The 19,206-nt window shown below is 43.3% G+C and carries 16 protein-coding genes and 1 pseudogene; 14 read left to right on the top strand and 3 right to left on the bottom strand.

Features of this window, described 5'->3' with window-relative positions; all coding sequences use genetic code 11:
* The first annotated feature begins 296 nt into the window (after window positions 1-296).
* From ftsH to AC9UG7_RS12810, 5 genes are read left to right on the top strand one after another with little or no spacing between them, the layout of a single operon-like run.
* Window positions 297-2,210 carry an ATP-dependent zinc metalloprotease FtsH gene (gene ftsH / locus AC9UG7_RS12830; RefSeq protein WP_509588475.1) on the top strand — a complete coding sequence of 638 codons (1,914 nt, stop codon included), beginning with the start codon at window positions 297-299 and terminating at the stop codon, window positions 2,208-2,210.
* Complete coding sequence (gene folP / locus AC9UG7_RS12825; protein WP_509588473.1) at window positions 2,210-3,082, top strand: dihydropteroate synthase; 873 nt, start codon at window positions 2,210-2,212, stop codon at window positions 3,080-3,082. The genes ftsH and folP overlap by 1 nt, the downstream gene beginning before the upstream one ends.
* A gap of 24 nt (window positions 3,083-3,106) precedes the next feature.
* Window positions 3,107-4,438 carry a phosphoglucosamine mutase gene (gene glmM, locus AC9UG7_RS12820; RefSeq protein ID WP_509588471.1) on the top strand — a complete coding sequence of 444 codons (1,332 nt, stop codon included), beginning with the start codon at window positions 3,107-3,109 and terminating at the stop codon, window positions 4,436-4,438.
* Window positions 4,438-6,495 (top strand): polyphosphate kinase 1, encoded by a 2,058-nt coding sequence (gene ppk1, locus AC9UG7_RS12815; protein ID WP_509588469.1) that lies wholly within the window; start codon window positions 4,438-4,440, stop codon window positions 6,493-6,495. The genes glmM and ppk1 overlap by 1 nt, the downstream gene beginning before the upstream one ends.
* A 1-nt stretch (window position 6,496) precedes the next feature.
* The gene (locus tag AC9UG7_RS12810) at window positions 6,497-6,967 is read left to right on the top strand and encodes a SixA phosphatase family protein (RefSeq protein ID WP_509588467.1); all 471 of its coding nucleotides are present in this window, start codon (window positions 6,497-6,499) and stop codon (window positions 6,965-6,967) included.
* A 248-nt stretch (window positions 6,968-7,215) separates the two neighbouring features.
* Here the strand turns inward: AC9UG7_RS12810 and AC9UG7_RS12805 are convergent, their stop codons facing one another.
* The 3 genes from AC9UG7_RS12805 to AC9UG7_RS12795 are packed head-to-tail and all read right to left on the bottom strand — an operon-like array spanning window position 7,216 to window position 9,151.
* Window positions 7,216-7,590 (bottom strand): VOC family protein, encoded by a 375-nt coding sequence (locus AC9UG7_RS12805; protein WP_509588465.1) that lies wholly within the window; start codon window positions 7,588-7,590, stop codon window positions 7,216-7,218.
* A 21-nt stretch (window positions 7,591-7,611) separates the two neighbouring features.
* Complete coding sequence (locus tag AC9UG7_RS12800) at window positions 7,612-8,484, bottom strand: fumarylacetoacetate hydrolase family protein (RefSeq protein WP_509588463.1); 873 nt, start codon at window positions 8,482-8,484, stop codon at window positions 7,612-7,614.
* 4 nt (window positions 8,485-8,488) lie between these two features.
* Window positions 8,489-9,151, bottom strand: a complete 663-nt coding sequence (locus AC9UG7_RS12795) for a TetR/AcrR family transcriptional regulator (protein WP_509588461.1) — start codon at window positions 9,149-9,151, stop codon at window positions 8,489-8,491.
* A gap of 191 nt (window positions 9,152-9,342) precedes the next feature.
* On the opposite strand from AC9UG7_RS12795, the gene AC9UG7_RS12790 reads away from it, so the two are divergent.
* The 9 genes and pseudogenes from AC9UG7_RS12790 (at window position 9,343) to AC9UG7_RS12750 (ending at window position 19,197) form a co-directional block, all read left to right on the top strand.
* The gene (locus AC9UG7_RS12790) at window positions 9,343-10,128 is read left to right on the top strand and encodes an alpha/beta fold hydrolase (RefSeq protein ID WP_509588459.1); all 786 of its coding nucleotides are present in this window, start codon (window positions 9,343-9,345) and stop codon (window positions 10,126-10,128) included.
* Between the two features lie 10 nt (window positions 10,129-10,138).
* Entirely contained in the window at window positions 10,139-11,452 is a 1,314-nt protein-coding gene (locus tag AC9UG7_RS12785; protein ID WP_509588457.1) for a metal-dependent hydrolase family protein, read from the top strand.
* 14 nt (window positions 11,453-11,466) lie between these two features.
* Window positions 11,467-12,750, top strand: coding sequence for a metal-dependent hydrolase family protein (locus tag AC9UG7_RS12780; RefSeq protein ID WP_509588455.1), 1,284 nt, complete (start codon window positions 11,467-11,469; stop codon window positions 12,748-12,750).
* Complete coding sequence (locus AC9UG7_RS12775) at window positions 12,747-13,688, top strand: branched-chain amino acid ABC transporter permease (protein ID WP_509588453.1); 942 nt, start codon at window positions 12,747-12,749, stop codon at window positions 13,686-13,688. Before AC9UG7_RS12780 ends, AC9UG7_RS12775 begins: the two co-directional genes overlap by 4 nt.
* A 23-nt stretch (window positions 13,689-13,711) precedes the next feature.
* Window positions 13,712-14,842, top strand: coding sequence for a branched-chain amino acid ABC transporter permease (locus tag AC9UG7_RS12770; RefSeq protein ID WP_509588451.1), 1,131 nt, complete (start codon window positions 13,712-13,714; stop codon window positions 14,840-14,842).
* Between the two features lie 99 nt (window positions 14,843-14,941).
* Window positions 14,942-16,195 carry an ABC transporter substrate-binding protein gene (locus AC9UG7_RS12765; protein WP_509588448.1) on the top strand — a complete coding sequence of 418 codons (1,254 nt, stop codon included), beginning with the start codon at window positions 14,942-14,944 and terminating at the stop codon, window positions 16,193-16,195.
* Window positions 16,196-16,210: 15 nt separating this feature from the next.
* Complete coding sequence (locus AC9UG7_RS12760; protein ID WP_509588446.1) at window positions 16,211-17,038, top strand: ABC transporter ATP-binding protein; 828 nt, start codon at window positions 16,211-16,213, stop codon at window positions 17,036-17,038.
* Window positions 17,038-17,532 (top strand): annotated as a pseudogene (locus tag AC9UG7_RS12755) (ABC transporter ATP-binding protein); the annotation flags it as partial. The gene AC9UG7_RS12760 and the pseudogene AC9UG7_RS12755, both read left to right, overlap by 1 nt.
* A 417-nt stretch (window positions 17,533-17,949) precedes the next feature.
* A complete protein-coding gene (locus AC9UG7_RS12750; RefSeq protein ID WP_509588667.1) occupies window positions 17,950-19,197 on the top strand; it encodes a Tm-1-like ATP-binding domain-containing protein in 1,248 nt (415 codons plus the stop codon).
* Window positions 19,198-19,206: the final 9 nt, after the last annotated feature.

Here is a 19,206-nt window from a genome sequence, read left to right as displayed (position 1 = left end):
TTCCAAATGGGGATCAGTTTCCTGAATTCGGATTCACAGACTTTAAAAAACTAGTAATTTGATTTTTCTATGAAGTTCTAACAACTTGTAGTGTATTTGAATGCTTTATAGAATATTTTGGAATTATAAAAACCAATATTAGAATTGTATTTGATTAAATTTGTCAAAATGTCTCTAAAACCGTACTGGGTTCAGGGCGCAAACAGATTAAATCAATGTTTATGGCTTGAAAAGCCTAAAATAGTCTCAAACTGTTTGTAGGCATCTCGCTTGCACTTTACTTTCTGGAGTTCGCATTGAACAACCCCTGGTTTTCTAAAATAGCCGTATGGCTCGTGATTGCTTTGGTGCTATTCACTGTATTTAAGCAATTTGACACGCGTGGCCAGGCCGGAAATGGTTATCTTGCATATTCTGACTTTCTTGAGGAAGTCAGGGGTAAAAGAATCAAATCAGCGACTATTCAAGAAGGTCAGGGTGGTACAGAGATCATTGCCACCACTACTGACGACCGTAAAGTTCGCACTAACGCAACTTATTTAGACCGTGGTCTGGTTGGCGACTTGATTGCAAATAATGTCAAATTTGATGTCAAGCCCCGTGAGGAAGGGTCGCTACTTATGACCTTATTGGTCAGCTGGGGCCCCATGCTTTTATTGATAGGGGTTTGGGTTTACTTCATGCGACAAATGCAAGGTGGGGGCAAAGGCGGCGCATTCAGCTTTGGAAAGAGCAAGGCGCGCATGCTTGACGAAAACAATAACACGGTGACCTTTGCAGATGTTGCTGGCTGTGATGAAGCTAAAGAAGAGGTGAAAGAGGTTGTTGATTTTCTTAAAGATCCTCAAAAATTTCAAAAATTAGGTGGACGTATTCCGCGCGGATTGTTGCTTGTTGGCCCCCCCGGCACAGGTAAAACATTGTTGGCTAAAGGAATTGCAGGAGAAGCCAAAGTTCCTTTTTTCAGTATTTCAGGATCTGATTTCGTTGAAATGTTTGTGGGCGTGGGTGCCGCACGTGTTCGAGACATGTTTGAAAACGCCAAAAAAAATGCACCTTGCATTATTTTTATTGATGAAATTGATGCCGTTGGTCGTCAACGTGGCGCTGGTCTCGGTGGCGGTAATGATGAACGTGAACAAACATTGAATCAAATGCTGGTCGAAATGGACGGGTTTGAAACCAATCTTGGGGTTATCGTGGTTGCTGCTACCAATCGGCCAGATATTTTGGATGCGGCATTGTTGCGCCCGGGCCGTTTTGACAGGCAAGTTTATGTAACTTTGCCTGACATTAGGGGACGTGAACAAATTTTGAATGTTCATATGCGCAAAATCCCCGTTGGTCAGGATGTCTCTCCAAGTGTGATTGCCAGAGGAACACCTGGAATGAGTGGCGCTGATTTAGCAAATCTAACCAATGAAGCTGCGCTGATGGCAGCTCGTCGTAATGCACGCGTGGTTGAAATGCAAGACTTTGAAAAGGCCAAAGACAAGATTTTGATGGGTCCTGAGCGTCGCAGTATGGTCATGCCTGAAGATGAACGTAAAAATACCGCCTACCATGAATCTGGACATGCTTTGATTGGGAAATTAATGCCCAAATGTGATCCTGTCCATAAGGTAACTATCATCCCGCGCGGTCGTGCTTTGGGTGTCACTATGAGTCTACCTGCTGCTGACCGCTATAGTTACGATAGAACTTATATGCTTAGTCAAATAAGTATGTTGTTTGGCGGTCGAATTGCTGAAGAAGTTTTCATGAATCAGATGACTACCGGGGCATCAAATGATTTTGAACGCGCAACACAAATTGCTCGAGATATGGTGATGCGTTACGGTATGTCTGAAGCGCTTGGACCTATGGTTTATGCTGAAAATGAAGGAGAAGTTTTTCTTGGTCGGTCCGTAACTAAAACGACCAATATGAGTGAATCGACCATGAAGAAAGTGGATGATGAAGTTAGAAGCATCATTGACGGGCAGTACAACTTAGCTCGACGCTTGATTGAAGACAACGCTGACAAGATGCACGCTATGGCTAACGCATTGATGGAATGGGAAACCATTGACAGTGATCAATTGGATGACATCATGGCTGGACGTCCACCTAGACCTCCAAAGGATTGGACTCCTCGAACACCTTCATCAGGTGATGGTTCAGGTGGGACTCCAGCAGTGCATTCCAATCCTGCGCCTACGACTGCTTAATGGATGTAGAAACAAAAACCAGTGAGGGACTTGTTCCTCGCTTGGGTTTTTGGAAAACTACTCGCTTTAATCTTTCGCTCCATCGGCCTTTGGTGATGGGCATAGTCAATATCACTCCAGATTCTTTTTCCTCCCTAAGTTCTACTGAATTACCTAGTGATGCGTTGCTGAAAGCAGAGTGCTTGTTGCGTGAAGGTGCAGATATATTAGATATTGGCGGTGAATCAACGCGGCCTGGAGCTGTACCGCTATCACACGAGCAAGAATGGCTTCGTATTGAGCCTGTATTGCGAGAGCTTGTAAATTGGCGGATTCCTATTTCTGTGGATACTTACCATTGCGAAAATATGCATAAAGCTTTGGATATGGGTGCAGATATTATTAACGATATCTGGGCGCTGAGGCAGGAAAATTCTCTCAATGTGGTTGCCGGATATAGCTGTGGGATTTGCTTAATGCATATGCACGGTTCTCCAGAAACTATGCAAATAAAACCTATGGCAGATGAGACCATTGAACCTGTATTAGACTTTTTTCGCCAACAAATTCATTTGATTGAAATTAAAGGCTTTGCTAGAAACCGGATTGTTATCGACCCAGGTATTGGTTTTGGAAAAACAGTCACTCAAAATTTTGATATTCTTCAAAAGCAAAAATTGCTATTGGATTTGGGACTTCCTGTCATGGTTGGATGGTCTAGAAAATCATCCCTCGGAAAGATAACCGGATTAGACGTAGATAAAAGATTAATACCAAGCATCGCCGCCGCTGTCTTGGCTGTTGAAAGAGGTGCTCGGATCTTAAGAGTCCATGATGTTGCACAAACAGTTTCAGCCATGGCTGTTTGGCACGCTGCGCCAATGGAATTATAAAAATACATTTCTGGATAAACTTCAATGAAAAGAAAATATTTTGGAACAGATGGAATCAGAGGAACTGTAGGCCACTTTCCTATCACACCAGATTTTTTCTTGAAACTGGCAAATGCCATGGGTCATCAATTGAGGATGACAGAAAAGCGACCCCTGGTAGTCATTGGCAAAGATACGCGAATTTCAGGGTATATGCTCGAGTCTGCCTTGGAGGCCGGTTTCAACTCAGCTGGCGTTGATGTTGTTTTGTTAGGCCCTATGCCAACGCCAGGCGTGGCATATTTAACCAAAGCTTTGAGAGCTAATTTAGGGGTTGTTATCAGTGCCAGTCACAACCCTTATGAAGACAATGGCGTTAAATTTTTCAATGAGCACGGAACCAAACTGGATGATCAATGGGAGGTGTCTGTTGAGCAACGACTGTTGAGTGAGCCTTCGTGGGAAAACTCACAAACGCTTGGCAAGGCAAGAAGACTGGATGATGCCATTGGTAGATATATTGAATTCTGTAAAGGTACTTTTTCGGAAACACTGACTCTCAAGGGCAAAAAAATCGTTGTTGACGCTGCCCACGGTGCTGCTTATATTGCAGCACCCCAAGTATTTAAAGAACTTGGCGCTGAAGTTATATCTATTGGATGTTCACCTGATGGCATAAATATTAATCTGGATGTCGGTGCTACACATCCTGAAGCCTTAATCCAAGCAGTACTTTTACACAACGCTGATTTTGGTGTTGCACTCGATGGAGATGCAGATCGGTTGTTAATGGTTGATCATTCAGGTCGATTATTTAATGGTGATGAGTTGCTATATCTACTTGCCAAAGACCGAGTTCACCAAGGAAATCTAATTTCAGGTGTAGTAGGGACCCAGATGACGAATAAAGGTGTCGAAGAGGCCTTACAAAAATTAAATATTGAATTGATTCGAACCAATGTAGGGGATAGGTACGTACTAGAAAAATTGATTGAGAATAATTGGATGTTAGGTGGAGAAAGTTCTGGTCATTTATTGATACTTGATAAACATACCACTGGTGATGGACTCATCAGTTGTTTACAAATACTTCAAATATGCTTACGTTCAAAGCAGTTGCTGACAGAGTTGCTTCAGGATGTCTTTTTGTATGTGCAGGTAATGATCAATATTAAATTAAAAGATGGCCTAGACTGGCAACACCATGATGCATTTCAACGTGAATGTAAGGCTGTTCAAACGAAATTGGGAGATGAGGGAAGGCTGTTAATCAGACCCAGTGGCACTGAGCCTGTTTTGAGAATCATGGTTGAAGCACGTGATTTAATTACTGCACAATCTAACGTCAATCAACTTGCCAAAATACTCAATCAATAATGACTACCTCCGCTTTACAGGTTTTAATCGATAGGGATGAAAGTACTTTATCTTTCAACGAACGTGTGCTTGACATGGCGCGCCGTCCAAATATTCCATTGCTTGAAAGATTGCGTTATTTATGCATTGTTTCCTCTAATCTTGATGAATTTTTTGAGGTTCGTGTTGCTCTTCACCTGCATCAAATTCAAAATAAGAGTTTAAATACACCTTATTCTTTCCATACTTATAAGAAAATTTCAAATTCAGCACAAGCCCTGGTTGAGAAGCAATATAAATTATTTAATGAAGAATTAATGCCGGATCTTTCTCGGCAGGGCATTCGTCTTATTACTTATGATGAGAGAAACAGTGCGCAGCATAAGTGGGTGAAGCAATACTTTGAACAAAATGTCCGACCATTATTGACGCCAGTAAGTTTGGATCCTTCACATCCATTTCCACAAGTTGCCAACAAATCATTGAATTTCATTGTCAGACTGACGGGTAAAGATGCCTTCGGACGTGAGAATGATATTGCCATTGTGAAAGTTCCGAGGTCATTACCGCGAGTAATCAAAATACCTTTGCAAAATGACAGTAGCAACTTTGATATGGTTACTTTGTCCAGTGTGATCAGGGCGCATTTGAAGGACTTGTTTCCCGATAGAAATGTGGGTCAATTTTCTCAATTTCGATTAACTCGAGACTCTGAATTATTGGTAGATGAAGAGGATGCTAAAAATTTAAGAACAGCGCTTCGTCATGGTTTAGAACATCGTCAGTTTGGCAAGCCTGTCAGATTGGAGGTGTCTTCGGGTTGCTCTGACTACCTATCTCAATTCTTATTGCAGCAATTTAAATTACCTGGGGAAGCTCTATATAAAGTGGATGGGCCAGTTAATCTTGTTCGATTAAATCAATTGATTGATCTGGTTAAGCTACCAAAGCTACTTTTTGCTGACTATGAGGCAAGTTTTCCAAAACAGATGCATATAGATGAATCTATATTTCGACAAATCAAAAAAAATGATATTGTGATTCATCAGCCTTTTGAATCTTTCGCAGGTGTTTTAAGTTTTTTGAGAGAGGCAGTTGATGATCCGAATGTTTTAGCAATCAAGCAGACGATTTATCGTACGGGTTCTAATTCGGAGTTAATGGAATTACTTAGAGAGGCAGTAATTAGGGGCAAAGAAGTCACAGTCGTTGTTGAAATAAAAGCTCGCTTCGATGAAGAAGCCAATATTAATTGGGCAGAACGACTTGAATCTGTCGGTGCACAAGTTGTATACGGCGTAGTCGGTCTAAAAACTCATGCAAAGATGCTGTTGATTACAAGACGTGAGGGAAAGAAATTGATGCGATACGCGCATTTGTCTACAGGAAATTACAATGCCAACACGGCAAAACTTTATACAGATATAAGTTATTTAACTGCAAATCTCCAATTAACCTCTGACATTGAACAAGTATTTACACAACTTGCCAGTCAAACAAGAATTACTCAGCTTAACTATTTATGGCTTGCGCCTTTTGATCTTCAAGTTAAATTGATAGAAATGGTTGAAAAAATTTCTAAAGCCAGTATGCATGGCGTCAAAGGACGTATCATTTTAAAAATGAATTCTCTCACTGACGAAAAAATGGCCAAGCAATTAATTTTGGCAGGTCAGCGTGGAGTTGAAATTGATTTGATCGTCAGAGGTGCTTGTATATTGCCAGCGCAAAGACCTGGATTTACCGAAAATATCCGTGTACGTTCGATCATTGGCCGTTTTCTTGAGCACTCTAGGGTCTATTATTTTCGCGCCGGAGAAACCGAGCATTTGTATTTATCAAGTGCGGATTGGATGAATAGAAATATGATGCGACGCATTGAGCTCGCGTGGCCAGTACTAGATAAATCCTTGCGACAAAAAATTATTGATGAATGCTTGGTTGCATATTTGTACGACAACACTGATGCTTGGGATCTACAAGTGGATGGTCGTTATATTCAAAAGCATTTGGAGCCAAGACAAACACCCTTGAGCGCGCAGTCAGAATTGATGAATAGATATCGTCAAGGAAGCTGAAATGGATTTATTACTTTGGCGACATGCTCATGCACTTGATGCATCAATTGGTCAATCCGATTTAGATCGCCCTTTGTCTGCTAAGGGTGAGTCACATGCAAAAAAAATGGCTGACTGGTTGCAAACGCGTTTGCCTAAAGGAACTCATATTCTGTGTAGTCCTGCATTGAGAACACGTCAAACGGTTGACCGAATGAATGTTCCATACACGATTTGTGATGAATTAGCTCCTGACAGTAACGCTTCAAATTTACTCAAGCTTGTTGACTGGTACAGTGAAAATTCTTCTCCATCATTAGTTGTAGCCCATCAACCATTTCTTGCTGATACCGTTTCTTATATTTTTGGGTTGCAGACATCAGAACCTATATCTTTTCGCAAAGGATCTCTGTGGTGGATACGAAGACGTAAACCCACCGACCAAAGAAAAGAGTCTTATTTGTTTACTATCCAAGACCCAGACTTGCTTTAATTAGACTAATTATTATTTATTTCGTATTATTTTTCATACAATTAATTTTATCAGTATGCATTAAGATCGAAACTACTTTTTCAACTCTACTTTCAAAGGATTCAAATGCTTCACACTGTCAAAACTCTCACGCTAGTTTCTTGTTTATCTTTGGTTTTAGGTTTGAGTGGATGTGCGTCACTCAGTGCTGCATATGACTCAGCTGCTAATTCTGTTTCTGACTTATTCAAATCAGACAGTAAATAAATTCAGTCTAAGTTTTCTGTTGAATCGAAATTCAACTCTATTTTTGCACCACTTGGATCATGGCAAAACAATTGCCATGGTCCATTGGGTCTGTGTTGTAGTTTGTAGGGATAACCTGCTTCGTCAAATTTGGATTTGAATATTTTTAAGTTTTGTGTCGTGAAAGCCATATGGTCAATCACACCCGGAGCTGGATTCGGTACAGGTCTGTCAAAATATAAATGTAGAACAACAGTATCACCTGCATACAACCAAGCACCCGAAAAACCCAAGTCTGGTCGATAACCTCTTTGTAGTCCTAATAAGTTCGTATAAAAATCTAAGGTGATATCTGGGTCGCTTGCAATAGCTGTGAAGTGGTTCATTCCAGTGATCATGCTGTTCTCCAAATTGACAGACTATGCAATGAATGTATTTTCAATGGAGCCAAGACCTTTTATTTCGATCTTGACTACATCCCCATTTTTTAAATATGTGGGTGGTTTTAATCCCATACCCACACCTGCTGGTGTACCAGTAGCAATGATGTCCCCTGGCAGCAAAGTAATTCCCCTGGAACAGGTTTCTATCAAGGTGGGAATATCGAAAATCATCTGCTGGGTATTTCCATCTTGCCTTAGTTCTCCGTTTACCCAGCACCTAATGTGAGCAATTAAGCCATCGAATTCATTTGCTGTTATCAACCAAGGACCCATAGGACAGAATGTATCAAATGATTTTCCTAGGTCCCATTGTTGATGCCGTATTTGTACATCACGGGCAGTGACATCATTCACTATGGTGTAACCATATACATGCGACATGGCTTTTTCACGGGAGATATTTTTTCCACCGACACCAATAACGACAGCCAACTCTGCTTCGTAGTCAATTTGTTGAGAAACTTCCAAAGGAAGTAGCACATTGTCAAATGGACCAACAACAGATTCTGGTACTTTGGTAAAAACGATAGGCCATGAATTGGGATCTGCATCATTGTCTTTAAATACACTTGTAGAAAGTTCTTTTGCGTGTGCGTGGTAATTTCTTCCAACACAAAATATGTTTCTTAATGGCCGTGGAAAAGGTGATTCGAGTTTGACATCAGTTATAGCTATGCTGGGCGATGTCAATGGTGGTAATTCGTGCGAATGTTGAGAAGCTCTAACCAGTGATAAAACTCCTTCAGCATGTTGACTCGGAGTCATTTGAAAGAAATTAATATCTTTTTCATCGGATGAGATCATTCCGACAAATCTTTGGTTTTTATAACTACATGTCGCAAATTTCATGAGATTACCTTTTGTTTTTTGAGACTAAATGTGATTTGGCTTGATTGATAGCTGAATCTATCAAAGCTTCTGCCATCCACATCATGTTGGTAAGAATATCTTTGTTTTTGTCATTCCATATATCTTTCATCACGATAAATATTTCAACACCGTAAACCATTGATAAAGCTTTGTGCAACTTCAAATAGATATCGTTTGGTAGTTGAGCTTTCAATGGCTCTAATGCTTTATCTAATATTTGAATTCTATGTCCCCTGCGATAAGGTTTTTCTTGAATCATTCCTGCATTAGCTAATGCTTGTTGCTCTAACGAAATTTGTACCGCCATTCTCAAGGTGGTCTCATGCTTAACCAATCGTGGAAAACTTCTAGATAGCAACTCAAGTATTCGTTCTTTGCCTTGGGTTTGTTCAGAAGCGAATGTGCGCATTGGCCCTAAAGATTGACTGACCATCGCACCCAACATAGCTCCTTTGCTTGGAAAACATCGATAGGCTGTCGCTCGTGATATGCCAGCGTATTTTGCAACCTCTGCGATAGTAGGAGCGCAACCTGTTCGTTGCAACAACTCAATCGCACTGTCCAAAAGTAGCTTAAAGGTTGCTGATTTGATACCCGCGGGTTTATCCGGAGAGTCAGGAGTTGGGCTAACTAAGTTTGTATTCATCAGGGTAAATCAGGAGAAAAAAAACAATTTATAGGGTTTTGGTTTGCTACGCCAAACCTTATTATTGTTTGAGAGGAATGAGACACCTGTCTTATTTTGACATGTTGCGTAATTTACTAAAAATTTTGAGAAGAAAAAATTTCAAATAACCAGACTATGAATCAACAACATATCCAAAAGAATTCCATCTTATGAGCCTGCACCTGATTCAAGGTTTAGCAGTTGAAGACGCGGGTACGGGGCCAGTGGTTGTGTGCGTTCATGGATTAGGTGGAACTTCCAATACTTGGTCTCCCATACTTTCCTCTTTTGAAGGATTTCGTTTAATACGTTTAGATCTCCCGGGGTGCGGTCGGTCATCAGGAAGCACTGTCGACATCAATATTCAAGATTTACTTAGCTGTCTTCAAGTGGTCTGCCGTACCTTGTCTATAGATTCTGCGCACTGGATAGGTCATTCCATGGGAACTATTATTTGTCAGCATTTGGCAGCAAACACACCAAGTTTGGTGAAAAGTATGCTTTTATTCGGGCCGCTTGTTGCGCCCGCAGATGCTGCGAGAGAGCCTTTGCGTATTCGCTCACAAAAAATTCGTGAGAGTGGTTTGTCTGGCATGCAAGAAGTGGCTGATACTTTATTGAATACTGCAGTTAGTCGGCATACCAGAGACCATAACCCAGCGGCTTTTGCATTTGTACGTGAAAGCTTAATGCGACAAGCTCCCATTGCATATGCTGATTATTGTCTTGCGCTATCGCAAATGAGGGCTGCTGACATTCAACGAATTGATATGCCTACTTTGTTGATTACTGGGGACGAGGATCTCGTCGCCACACCGGATGCTGTTGATTTAATGGTTAGACGAATGCCTGGAGCGCGACGCATGGTTGTGAACCGCTGCGGCCATTGGACTCCGATTGAAAGACCTCATGAGTGTATTCGAGCCACGCGTGAATTTTTAAAACGTCATGCTTGAGGTTAAGGCCATGAACCAAATTTTGTTTACCAATGTCAATGTATTTGATGCGAGTGGTGAAATGCCATTCGCAGGCGAGGTGCTTGTGCAAGACAACAAAATTGTTCGTGTCAGTAAAGCAATCAATGGAATGCGAAATTTACCCTTATCGGGTCAAACAGTCATTGATGGGGCTGGTTGTTTTTTAATGCCGGGTATGGTTGAAGCTCATACGCATTTTTCGTGGAATGATCAGCCCAGTCTAGATGCGATTCAACGCATGCCACCTGAAGAGCATATTTTGTGGTGTGCCCAAGTCGCTAAACAGTATCTTGACATGGGATGGACAAGTTGCGTCGGTGCTGCTGCAGCTAAACCTCGTTTAGATGTAGTGATTAGAAATGCCATTAATGATGGAACAATTATTGGGCCGCGATATACAGCGCCCAGTCAAGAAATTACTGTTCCTGGTGGTTTGGGAGACAGTACTCAACCTCACTTACCTCAATCAGAGTTTGCCTTTGGTGCCGTCGTCAGTGGCAGCGATGAAATGCGTCGTTGTGTTCGTATGTTTTGTAAATACGGTGTCGATACATTAAAAATAAATTTATCAGGCGAGTCCATCACTGGCATGTCAAGTGAGCAAAGTCAATTCACAGAGGAAGAAATAACCACTTGTGTCCAAGAAGCTAAAAGTTGGGGTAAATGGGTGGCGGCGCATGCCCGATCCACTTGGTCTGTCAAGCAATGTGTAAAGCAGGGCATCAATGTTATTTATCACGCCAGTTTTCTGGACAATGAAGCGTTAGATTTATTGGATCAACATCGACATTCGCATTTCATTGCTCCCGGTTTGGCTTGGTTAATCAATACTTGCCACAACGCCAAAGAATTTGGGTTGACCAAAGAAGTAGTTCAGAAAATGGGATATTTTAAAGAGCTTGATTCAGCCATTGAATCTATGCGAGCCTTGCATAAGCGTGGAGTTCACATCATGCCCGGAGGGGACTATGGTTTTGCATGGACTCCGCATGGTACCAATGCCAAAGATTTGGAATACTTTGTCAAGCATGTAGGTATGTCAAATATGGAAGCGTTGCTAAGTGCGACAACTTGGGGCGCTCCTATGATGCGCAGTGCTGAACCCTTAGGTCAAATTCGAGAAGGATATCTTGCCGATTTGTTATTAATTGACGGGGACCCAATGACAGATATCACGGTTCTTCAAGATAAGTTTCGCATATTAGCTGTGATGAAAGACGGAAAATTTCATCGCGAACCACCTTCATTGACTCAGAGAGGGCAACCTAGCCGTCCGAGTGTGCCAACACGCTGGGCCGCGTGATCAAGGAGATGATGATGACTACAACTCAATTTACCAATGTTCGAATCATTGATGGCACGGGATCTGCTCCCTACACGGGTAGCGTGCTTGTCGAAGGTAAAAGAATCAAACATATCAGTCGTTCAACCGCACCCATTTTAAGCGGCGATGCTCTCACGATTGATGCTGCCGGATCTACCCTAATGCCTGGTATGTGTGAAGCTCATACACATTTTTCTTGGAACAACGCAGCCAATCTGGCTGGTATTCAAACCATGCCTCTTGAGGAGCATGTGCTATGGAGCGCCAAAGTAGCCAAAATTTACTTGGAGGCAGGATGGACATCTTGTGTTGGTGCTGCGTGCGCTAAACCTAGACTGGATGTGGTGATTCGAAATGCTATCAATAGCGGTCAAATACCTGGACCCCGCTATTTAGCAGCTAGTCAGGAAATCACAGTGCCTGGCGCTTTGGGAGATGAAACACTTCCACATTTACCTTTCCCTGAATTCAGTTTCGGTGCGAATGTCAATGGCGCAGAGGACATGCGAAAAACTGTTCGTATGTTTTTGAAATATGGTGTGGATTGCATCAAACTCAATTTATCTGGAGATAACTTTACCCCAGACTCGCCGGCTGAAACCCACTGGATGACAGACGCAGAGGTGGCTGCTGCCATGGAAGAAGTAAAGATGCGCGGTAAGAGGGGAACAGCGCATGCGCGTTCTGGACCCTCCGTTCAACAGGCCTTAAGGCATGGAATTGAAATCATTTATCACGCAAGTTTTTGCGATGAAAAAACACTTGATTTGCTCGAGGAGGCTAAAGACAAAGTGTATGTTGTTCCAGGTATCGGCATTATTCATGCCTTACTCAATGAAGCAGAACCTTGGGGGGTCACACGAGCGCAAGCCGAAAGTATGGGTTATGCCATTGAGTGGGAAGCTGCTTTAAAGTCGTTAAGTGCAATGCATAAACGCGGCATTCGTGTCATGCCTGGTGGTGATTATGGTTTTGCTTTCACCCCGCACGGTCAAAATGCCCGCGACTTGGAGTTCTTTGTTCGTTATTTGGGCTTTACGCCAATGGAGGCTATACGATCATGCACCTTATACGGTGGACAGATCATGCTCAAGCCCAACGAACTTGGGTTGGTCAAAGAAGGTTATTTGGCAGATTTATTATTGATTGATGGCGATCCACTAACCAACTTGGCCATATTGCGTGAACCATCACGCATATTGGCTGTGATGAAAGATGGTGTTTTTGCCAAACATCCACCTACCACTCGAGCCATGCCATGGGAGCGCGCTGCATGAAGCGAAGTGAGCTTGCATTCTGGTGGTTACTGGTTTTGCCGCTGGTATTGCTATCCCTATGGGGTTTATATGAGGACGCAACATTATTCTTAAAAACCACGCTCAATGGATTAACACTTGCCGCACTTTATTTCATTGTTGCCAGCGGATTTACTTTGGTTTTTGGGTTGATGCGTAATGTCAATCTTGCTCACGGATCGCTTTTTTTAATTGGTGCATATATTGGTTGGATTGCAGGTGAGTACACCGGCTCATGGTTACTCGCTGTGCTTGCGGGATTCATTTCTGCTGCCATTATTGGTGTGTTGATCCAAATTATTGTGTTTCGACGTATGCAGGGTGAAGACTTGAGGCAGACACTCGTCACCATTGGTTTATCAATTGTTCTTGCTGATTTGATGCTTTGGTATTTTGGTGGTGAGATTTATACCTTTGATCCGCCAGCATGGATTTATGGGACAACATCTTTGCCTATTATTGAGAAATTCCCCACCTATCGGTTGATTGTTTTATGCATTTCAATTGTCATAGGTTTGGGGTTATGGACTCTGTTGACGCGTACACGTATTGGCATGATGATTCGAGCAGGTGTTGATGATCGAGGAATGTTGTCTGCATCTGGCGTGAATGTACAAAGAATTTTCGCTTTGACATTTGCACTGGGCGCTGGGTTGGCAGGACTTGCCGGTGTAGTAGGCGGAACTGCTTTATCGATTTCACCTGGAGAGGACACCCGATACTTACTTGCATCTCTTGTGGTAGTGATTGTTGGTGGTATGGGTAGTGTGCCTGGCGCCGCTATAGGGGCTTTACTGATTGGTCTTGCTGAACAGTTTGGTCAAGCTTATGCACCTACCTATTCAGTGGTGTTCACATTTGTGATCATGATTATTGCGCTGGCATTCAGGCCACGTGGTGTTTTAGGAAAAGCAATATGAGTGCCGCACAATGGCGTCGTGCCATGAATACTCAGTTGCCACGCGCGCAAGTCAGTGTTGTGACTCAAGCACCTGATAGAAGTGCGACTTCATTTCCTGGCTATATTCCAACCCAAGACTTATCCAATCAAAATAAGAGTTGGTTAAGTCGCGCCTGGTCAAATATTCGCATAAGACATTGCTTAGTCTTATTAGGTTTATTCATTTATCCGTTGATCGCCTCACCGTTCTTTACCTATCAAATTGCGGCGCAATCGATGGCGTTGGGTCTGATTGCTTTATCTCTTACATTCCTTGGTGGTTACGGAGGAATGGTGTCCTTGTCGCAAATGACTGTCGCAGGTGTTAGCGGTTATCTGATTGCTATTTTTGGTACTAGCAGCATGACAGCAATCAGCCTAGGTTGGCCTTGGTGGTTAGCAGTTATTTTTTCTATTCTTATCTCCATTGTTTTTGCTACCTTGGTGGGATGGTTATCTATTCGAACTGAGGGTATTCATACCATCATGATTACTCTTGCAATTGGCGTGGCATTTTTTTACTTGACGCAGCAAAACTATGTTTTGTTTAACGGGTTTCAGGGCTTTAGCAAGATTGGCTCACCTACAGTCGGCGATGTTGATTTCAAGGATCCCAATGCTTTTTATTTTTTATCTGTAGGTTGTGCGCTATTGTCATATTGGTCAGTGAAGTATCTAGTGAGAGCACCATTCGGCATGGCCTTGCAAGGTATACGCGACAACCCCAGGCGTATGAATTCACTTGGTTTCAATATCACTGCGCATCGTCTAGCTGCGCATGCTTTTGCTGGATTACTGGCTTCTGTTGGCGGTATTTTGTTAATTTGGTACAACAACCGTATCTCTCCAGGTTCAATCAATACTGGCGCATTGATCAATATTCTTGTCATAGCCGTGCTGGGGGGAATGAAGCATCCTATAGGTGCATTCATTGGAGCAATTACGTTTGTTCTCCTACAAAACTTTGCTATTGATTTGGTAGACAGGCAACGTTTCAATCTTGTGATTGGCAGCGTTTTTCTGTTGATTGTTTTTTTCTCGCCTGATGGTTTATTGGGCTTGTGGCAAAAATTGCGTGTGCGGTGGGCATCTTCAGGTAGAGATGAACGCATACAAGGAAGTCGCCGCGCATGAAAACCAATGTGTTTTCTTGTAGGCAACCCGACGCAGTGCTTTCTGGGCTATGCGTTTTTTCACGGCCATCCGGCCATCTTTCAACTTGAGGAGACAAATATGCAACTGAGCAAAAGAACGCTGACACGTACTGTGATCAGCGCAGCAATTCTGGCGGCTACTACCGGATTTGCTTTCGCAGAAGGCACTTTGAAAGTCGGACTGCTTTCAATATTGGAAGGTCCTTTTGCCGTTCCTGGGCAAGACGGTATTCGGGGCGCTGAACTGGCCTTAAAGCAAAAAGGTGGAACAGCTGGTGGTATGAAAATTCAACTCATCAGTGGTTCCTCAGATGGAAACCCAGATAAGGCTGTTGCTGCTACCCGTAAATTGGTTGAGCAAGATAAAGTTCAAGTCATGATTGGACCTTTGTCCGGTGACGAAGGCATTGCCGTAAAGAACTACGCCAAAACACAGGCCGGCATCACTTTCATTAATGGTTCATCAGGTGCACAGGCTGCCACCTTGAATGATCCATCGACTAACTTTTTCCGATTTAATACTGAGGGTGCTCAGTGGATGGTAGGTTTGGGAGACCATGCCTTGTCAAAAGGCTACAAGAAAATGTTCTTGATTGCTGAAGACTACGGTTTTCCGTATTCACAAGTACAAGGTTTCATGGCCAGTTACTGCGCCAAAGGCGGCAAGGTGCTTGACAAGGCATGGGTACCCTTGGGTACCAAGGACTATGCCTCTGTGATCGCCAAAATACCTAAGGATGTAGACGCTTTACTTGTGGTACTGGGTGGCTCTGATGCAGTTAACTTTTTGACACAGTATGAACAAGCGGGTGGTACTAAGCCTATGGTTGGTGGCTCTATTACCGTGGATCAAACGGTATTGAACTACAAAGGCAAGCGTCGTGAGTCATTGGTCGGTACTGCTTCTGCAGGCCCGATGGCTGATTCCTTGGATACAGCTGAGTGGAAGAAATTCGTAGCCGATTACAAAGCCAACTTTAAAGACGGTTTTCCAAGTCCGTCACTGTTTGCCTACCTCTACTACATCAACACCAAAGCTGCACTTGACGGTTTAGATGCTGTCAAAGGTGACTTGAGCGGTGGTCAGAAGAAATACCGTGAAGCATTACAGAAAACCAAATTCGTTGGTCCTGCCGGTGAAGTGGTGATTGATGCCAATCGCAATGGTGTTGGTCCTACCTACATTACTGAAGTGACCAAGGCTGCAGATGGTTCCTTGTTCAACAAAGTCGTGAAGACAGTACCTAACATCACCCAAACGCTGGGTCTGCCTGAAGCAGAGTTCAAGAAGATGGGTCTGGGCACACGTGACATCCCTGATTGCCGTAAGTAATCTAGGCTGATAAAAATGGCATCCATCACTGCATTGCGCTCGGCCATTACCACCGCGGTAATGCCGCGCTTGCCTCAGGTAAGCGAAGTGCCGCTCATGTCTTCTGAGGCACTTGTCCTCGAAGGCGTGACGAGAGCATTTGGTGCATTGCGGGCGGTGGATGACGTCACATTGTCAGTTCTCGCTGGTGAAAAACGCGCTATCTTGGGCGCAAATGGTGCGGGCAAAACTACATTGTTCAATGCCATCACCGGCGATTTTCCGCCTACCTCTGGGCGGATTCTTTTTTTTGGCGAAGACATCACGCACATGGACCCCTTTGAGAGAATTCGCAAAGGCATGCGCAGAACTTACCAGTCTTCGTTACTGTTCCGCGATTTAAGTGTTCGAGATAACTTATTTTTGGCTGTGCGAGGTGTATCTAATTCCCGCTTCAGTTTTAGAAGAGCGGGACGTGGGCATCCCACAACTATAGCCACACAGGAATTATTAGAACGGGGTCGTTTAACGCATATAGCTGATGAAATGGTCAGCAATCTTGCTCATGGCCAGCAACGTCAACTTGAAATTGCAATGGCTCTGGCAGGTGCACCCAGACTGATTCTTTTTGATGAGCCTGCCGCTGGTTTGTCTCCTGCTGAGCGGCGTGAATTGGTTTTGTTATTGACTTCATTGCCAGCCCACATGAGTTTCGTATTGATTGAACATGATTTAGAAATTGCATTACGTGTTGTAGAGCGAGTCACAGTCATGCATAACGGGCAAGTGATTAAAACTGGCACGCCTTCAGAAATCGAAAATGATCAGCAGGTGCAAGCCATTTATATGGGAGGCAAGCACTGATGGCCTGGTTTGGCGATATCCCTTCGCATACTTCGTGGAAAGGCCCACTGCTTGTCATTGAAGATTTACATGTGTATTACGGGCAAGCACACGCGTTACAAGGTATTTCTTTGAGTTTGAGTCAAGGTGTGTTGGGCGTTGTTGGACGTAATGGCATGGGTAAAACCACTTTATGCAATGCCATTACGGGCTTGGTATCAGCACGTGGCAGCATACGTTTAGCAGGCGAAGAAATTCTTGGAATGCCGCCGCATGCTATTACTCAAAGAGGAATTGCATACGTACCCCAAGGTCGTCGCATGTGGCCTTCATTAACTGTAGATGAAACATTGCGACTGGTTGCTCCTCAAAGACGTGACATTGACCGCGTGTATGCCATGTTTCCACGTTTAGCGGAGCGCCGATCTAATGGTGGAACCCAATTATCGGGCGGCGAGCAGCAAATGTTGGCAATTGGACGTGCTCTATTGCTAAAGCCTAGAGTATTAGTAATGGACGAACCCACTGAAGGTTTAGCGCCAGTTATCGTTGAACAGGTGGAAGCCTCATTACGTCAATTAGCGACAGAGGATGGCATCGCTATTTTGTTGATTGAACAAAATTTAGGTGTTGCCACTGCTGCCGCTGACCGTATAGCTGTGATGGTGAACGGAAGATTGCAAGCTGACATGCTTGCATCTGATATGGCCTCTGATAAAGCTTTACAAGAAAGGTTATTAGGTCTTCGAGCAAGCGTTGAAGTCATCGAGGTTTCACAAACTCAGCCTGTGTCTGATCATCCGAACGAAATTATTCGAGTTCAGCGTGCTCACGCTAAAGATGACCAGCCTTTCAGTAAGCAATTTACTTCTTCTACTTATCAGAGTCGAGTAGATGAAGGTGCAGAAATTAATGACACAACAAAAAGAAAAATTTTTGATTTTCCAGTTGTTACCAGTAGTAAAAAAGCGGTTTACGTTGCGGGCACTTTTGATACAAAGGGCAAAGAATTATTCTTTATTCGCCAATGCCTTGAAAAACTTGGTTTACGCGCAATAACCGTAGACTTGTCCACAAGTGGAAGACCATCTTCTGCATCCATACATCCAAGAGAGGTTGCCAGGTATCACCCACAAGGTGAGAAAGCTGTGTTCAGCGGGGACAGGGGTAGTTCGGTCACTGCGATGGCAATAGCATTCGAGCAATTCATACTTCATCGACAAGATGTAGGAGGATTGATATCTGCAGGCGGCTCGGGAGGAACCACTTTGGCAACAGCTGCGATGCGTGTCTTGCCTATCGGAATTCCTAAGGTCATGGTGTCAACCATGGCCTCTGGTGATACCCGATCGTATGTCGGCCCAAGTGACATTTGCATGATTTATTCAGTGACGGATGTACAAGGGATTAACCGTATCAGTGAAAAAGTTTTGTCTAATGCTGCGCATGCAATGGCAGGCATGATGACACATAGCCATCGAGGAATTGACTCCATCAAGCCGGCTATTGGCTTGACTATGTTTGGTGTAACTACCCAATGTGTTCAAGCAGTCACTAAACAATTAGAGTCAGACTACGATTGTTTGGTATTTCATGCTACCGGTACCGGTGGCCAGTCTATGGAAAAACTGGTGGCTTCTCATTTACTCAATGGAGTGATTGATGTATCAACGACAGAGGTCGCTGATGAAATAGTGGGAGGCGTATTATCTGCTGGTCCAACCCGAATGGATATATTTTCTAAGTTAGAGATTCCTTATGTGGGATCTTGCGGCGCATTGGATATGGTTAATTTTGGCCCTTACAACTCGGTCCCTGAAAAATTTAAAAACCGAAATCTTTACCGACACAATCCCAATGTCACATTGATGCGCACTACGCAAGACGAATGTAGATTGATAGGCGAATTCATCGGTAAAAAACTCAGTGCCATGCAAGGGCCAGTGAGATTTCTTGTCCCTGAAAAAGGATTTTCAGCCATTGATCATCAGGGCCATCCTTTTCACGACCCGCAAGCAGATCAAGCTTTGATTGCTGCATTAATGGCTAACTTCAAACCAACTTCAAAAAGCAAACTCATTCGCTTGCCGCTGCATGTGAACGATGCTGCGTTTGCTGAAGCCTTAGTTCATGCTTGGCTTGAAATCTCCACTAGCAATCTTTTGTCGAAATCTGCTTGATAAATTAAC

Source organism: Limnohabitans sp., from assembly GCF_046052765.1.
Classification (GTDB): domain Bacteria; phylum Pseudomonadota; class Gammaproteobacteria; order Burkholderiales; family Burkholderiaceae_C; genus Limnohabitans.
The sequence above is the reverse complement of the archived record's forward strand: the minus strand, read 5'-3'. Positions and strand labels throughout refer to the sequence as shown.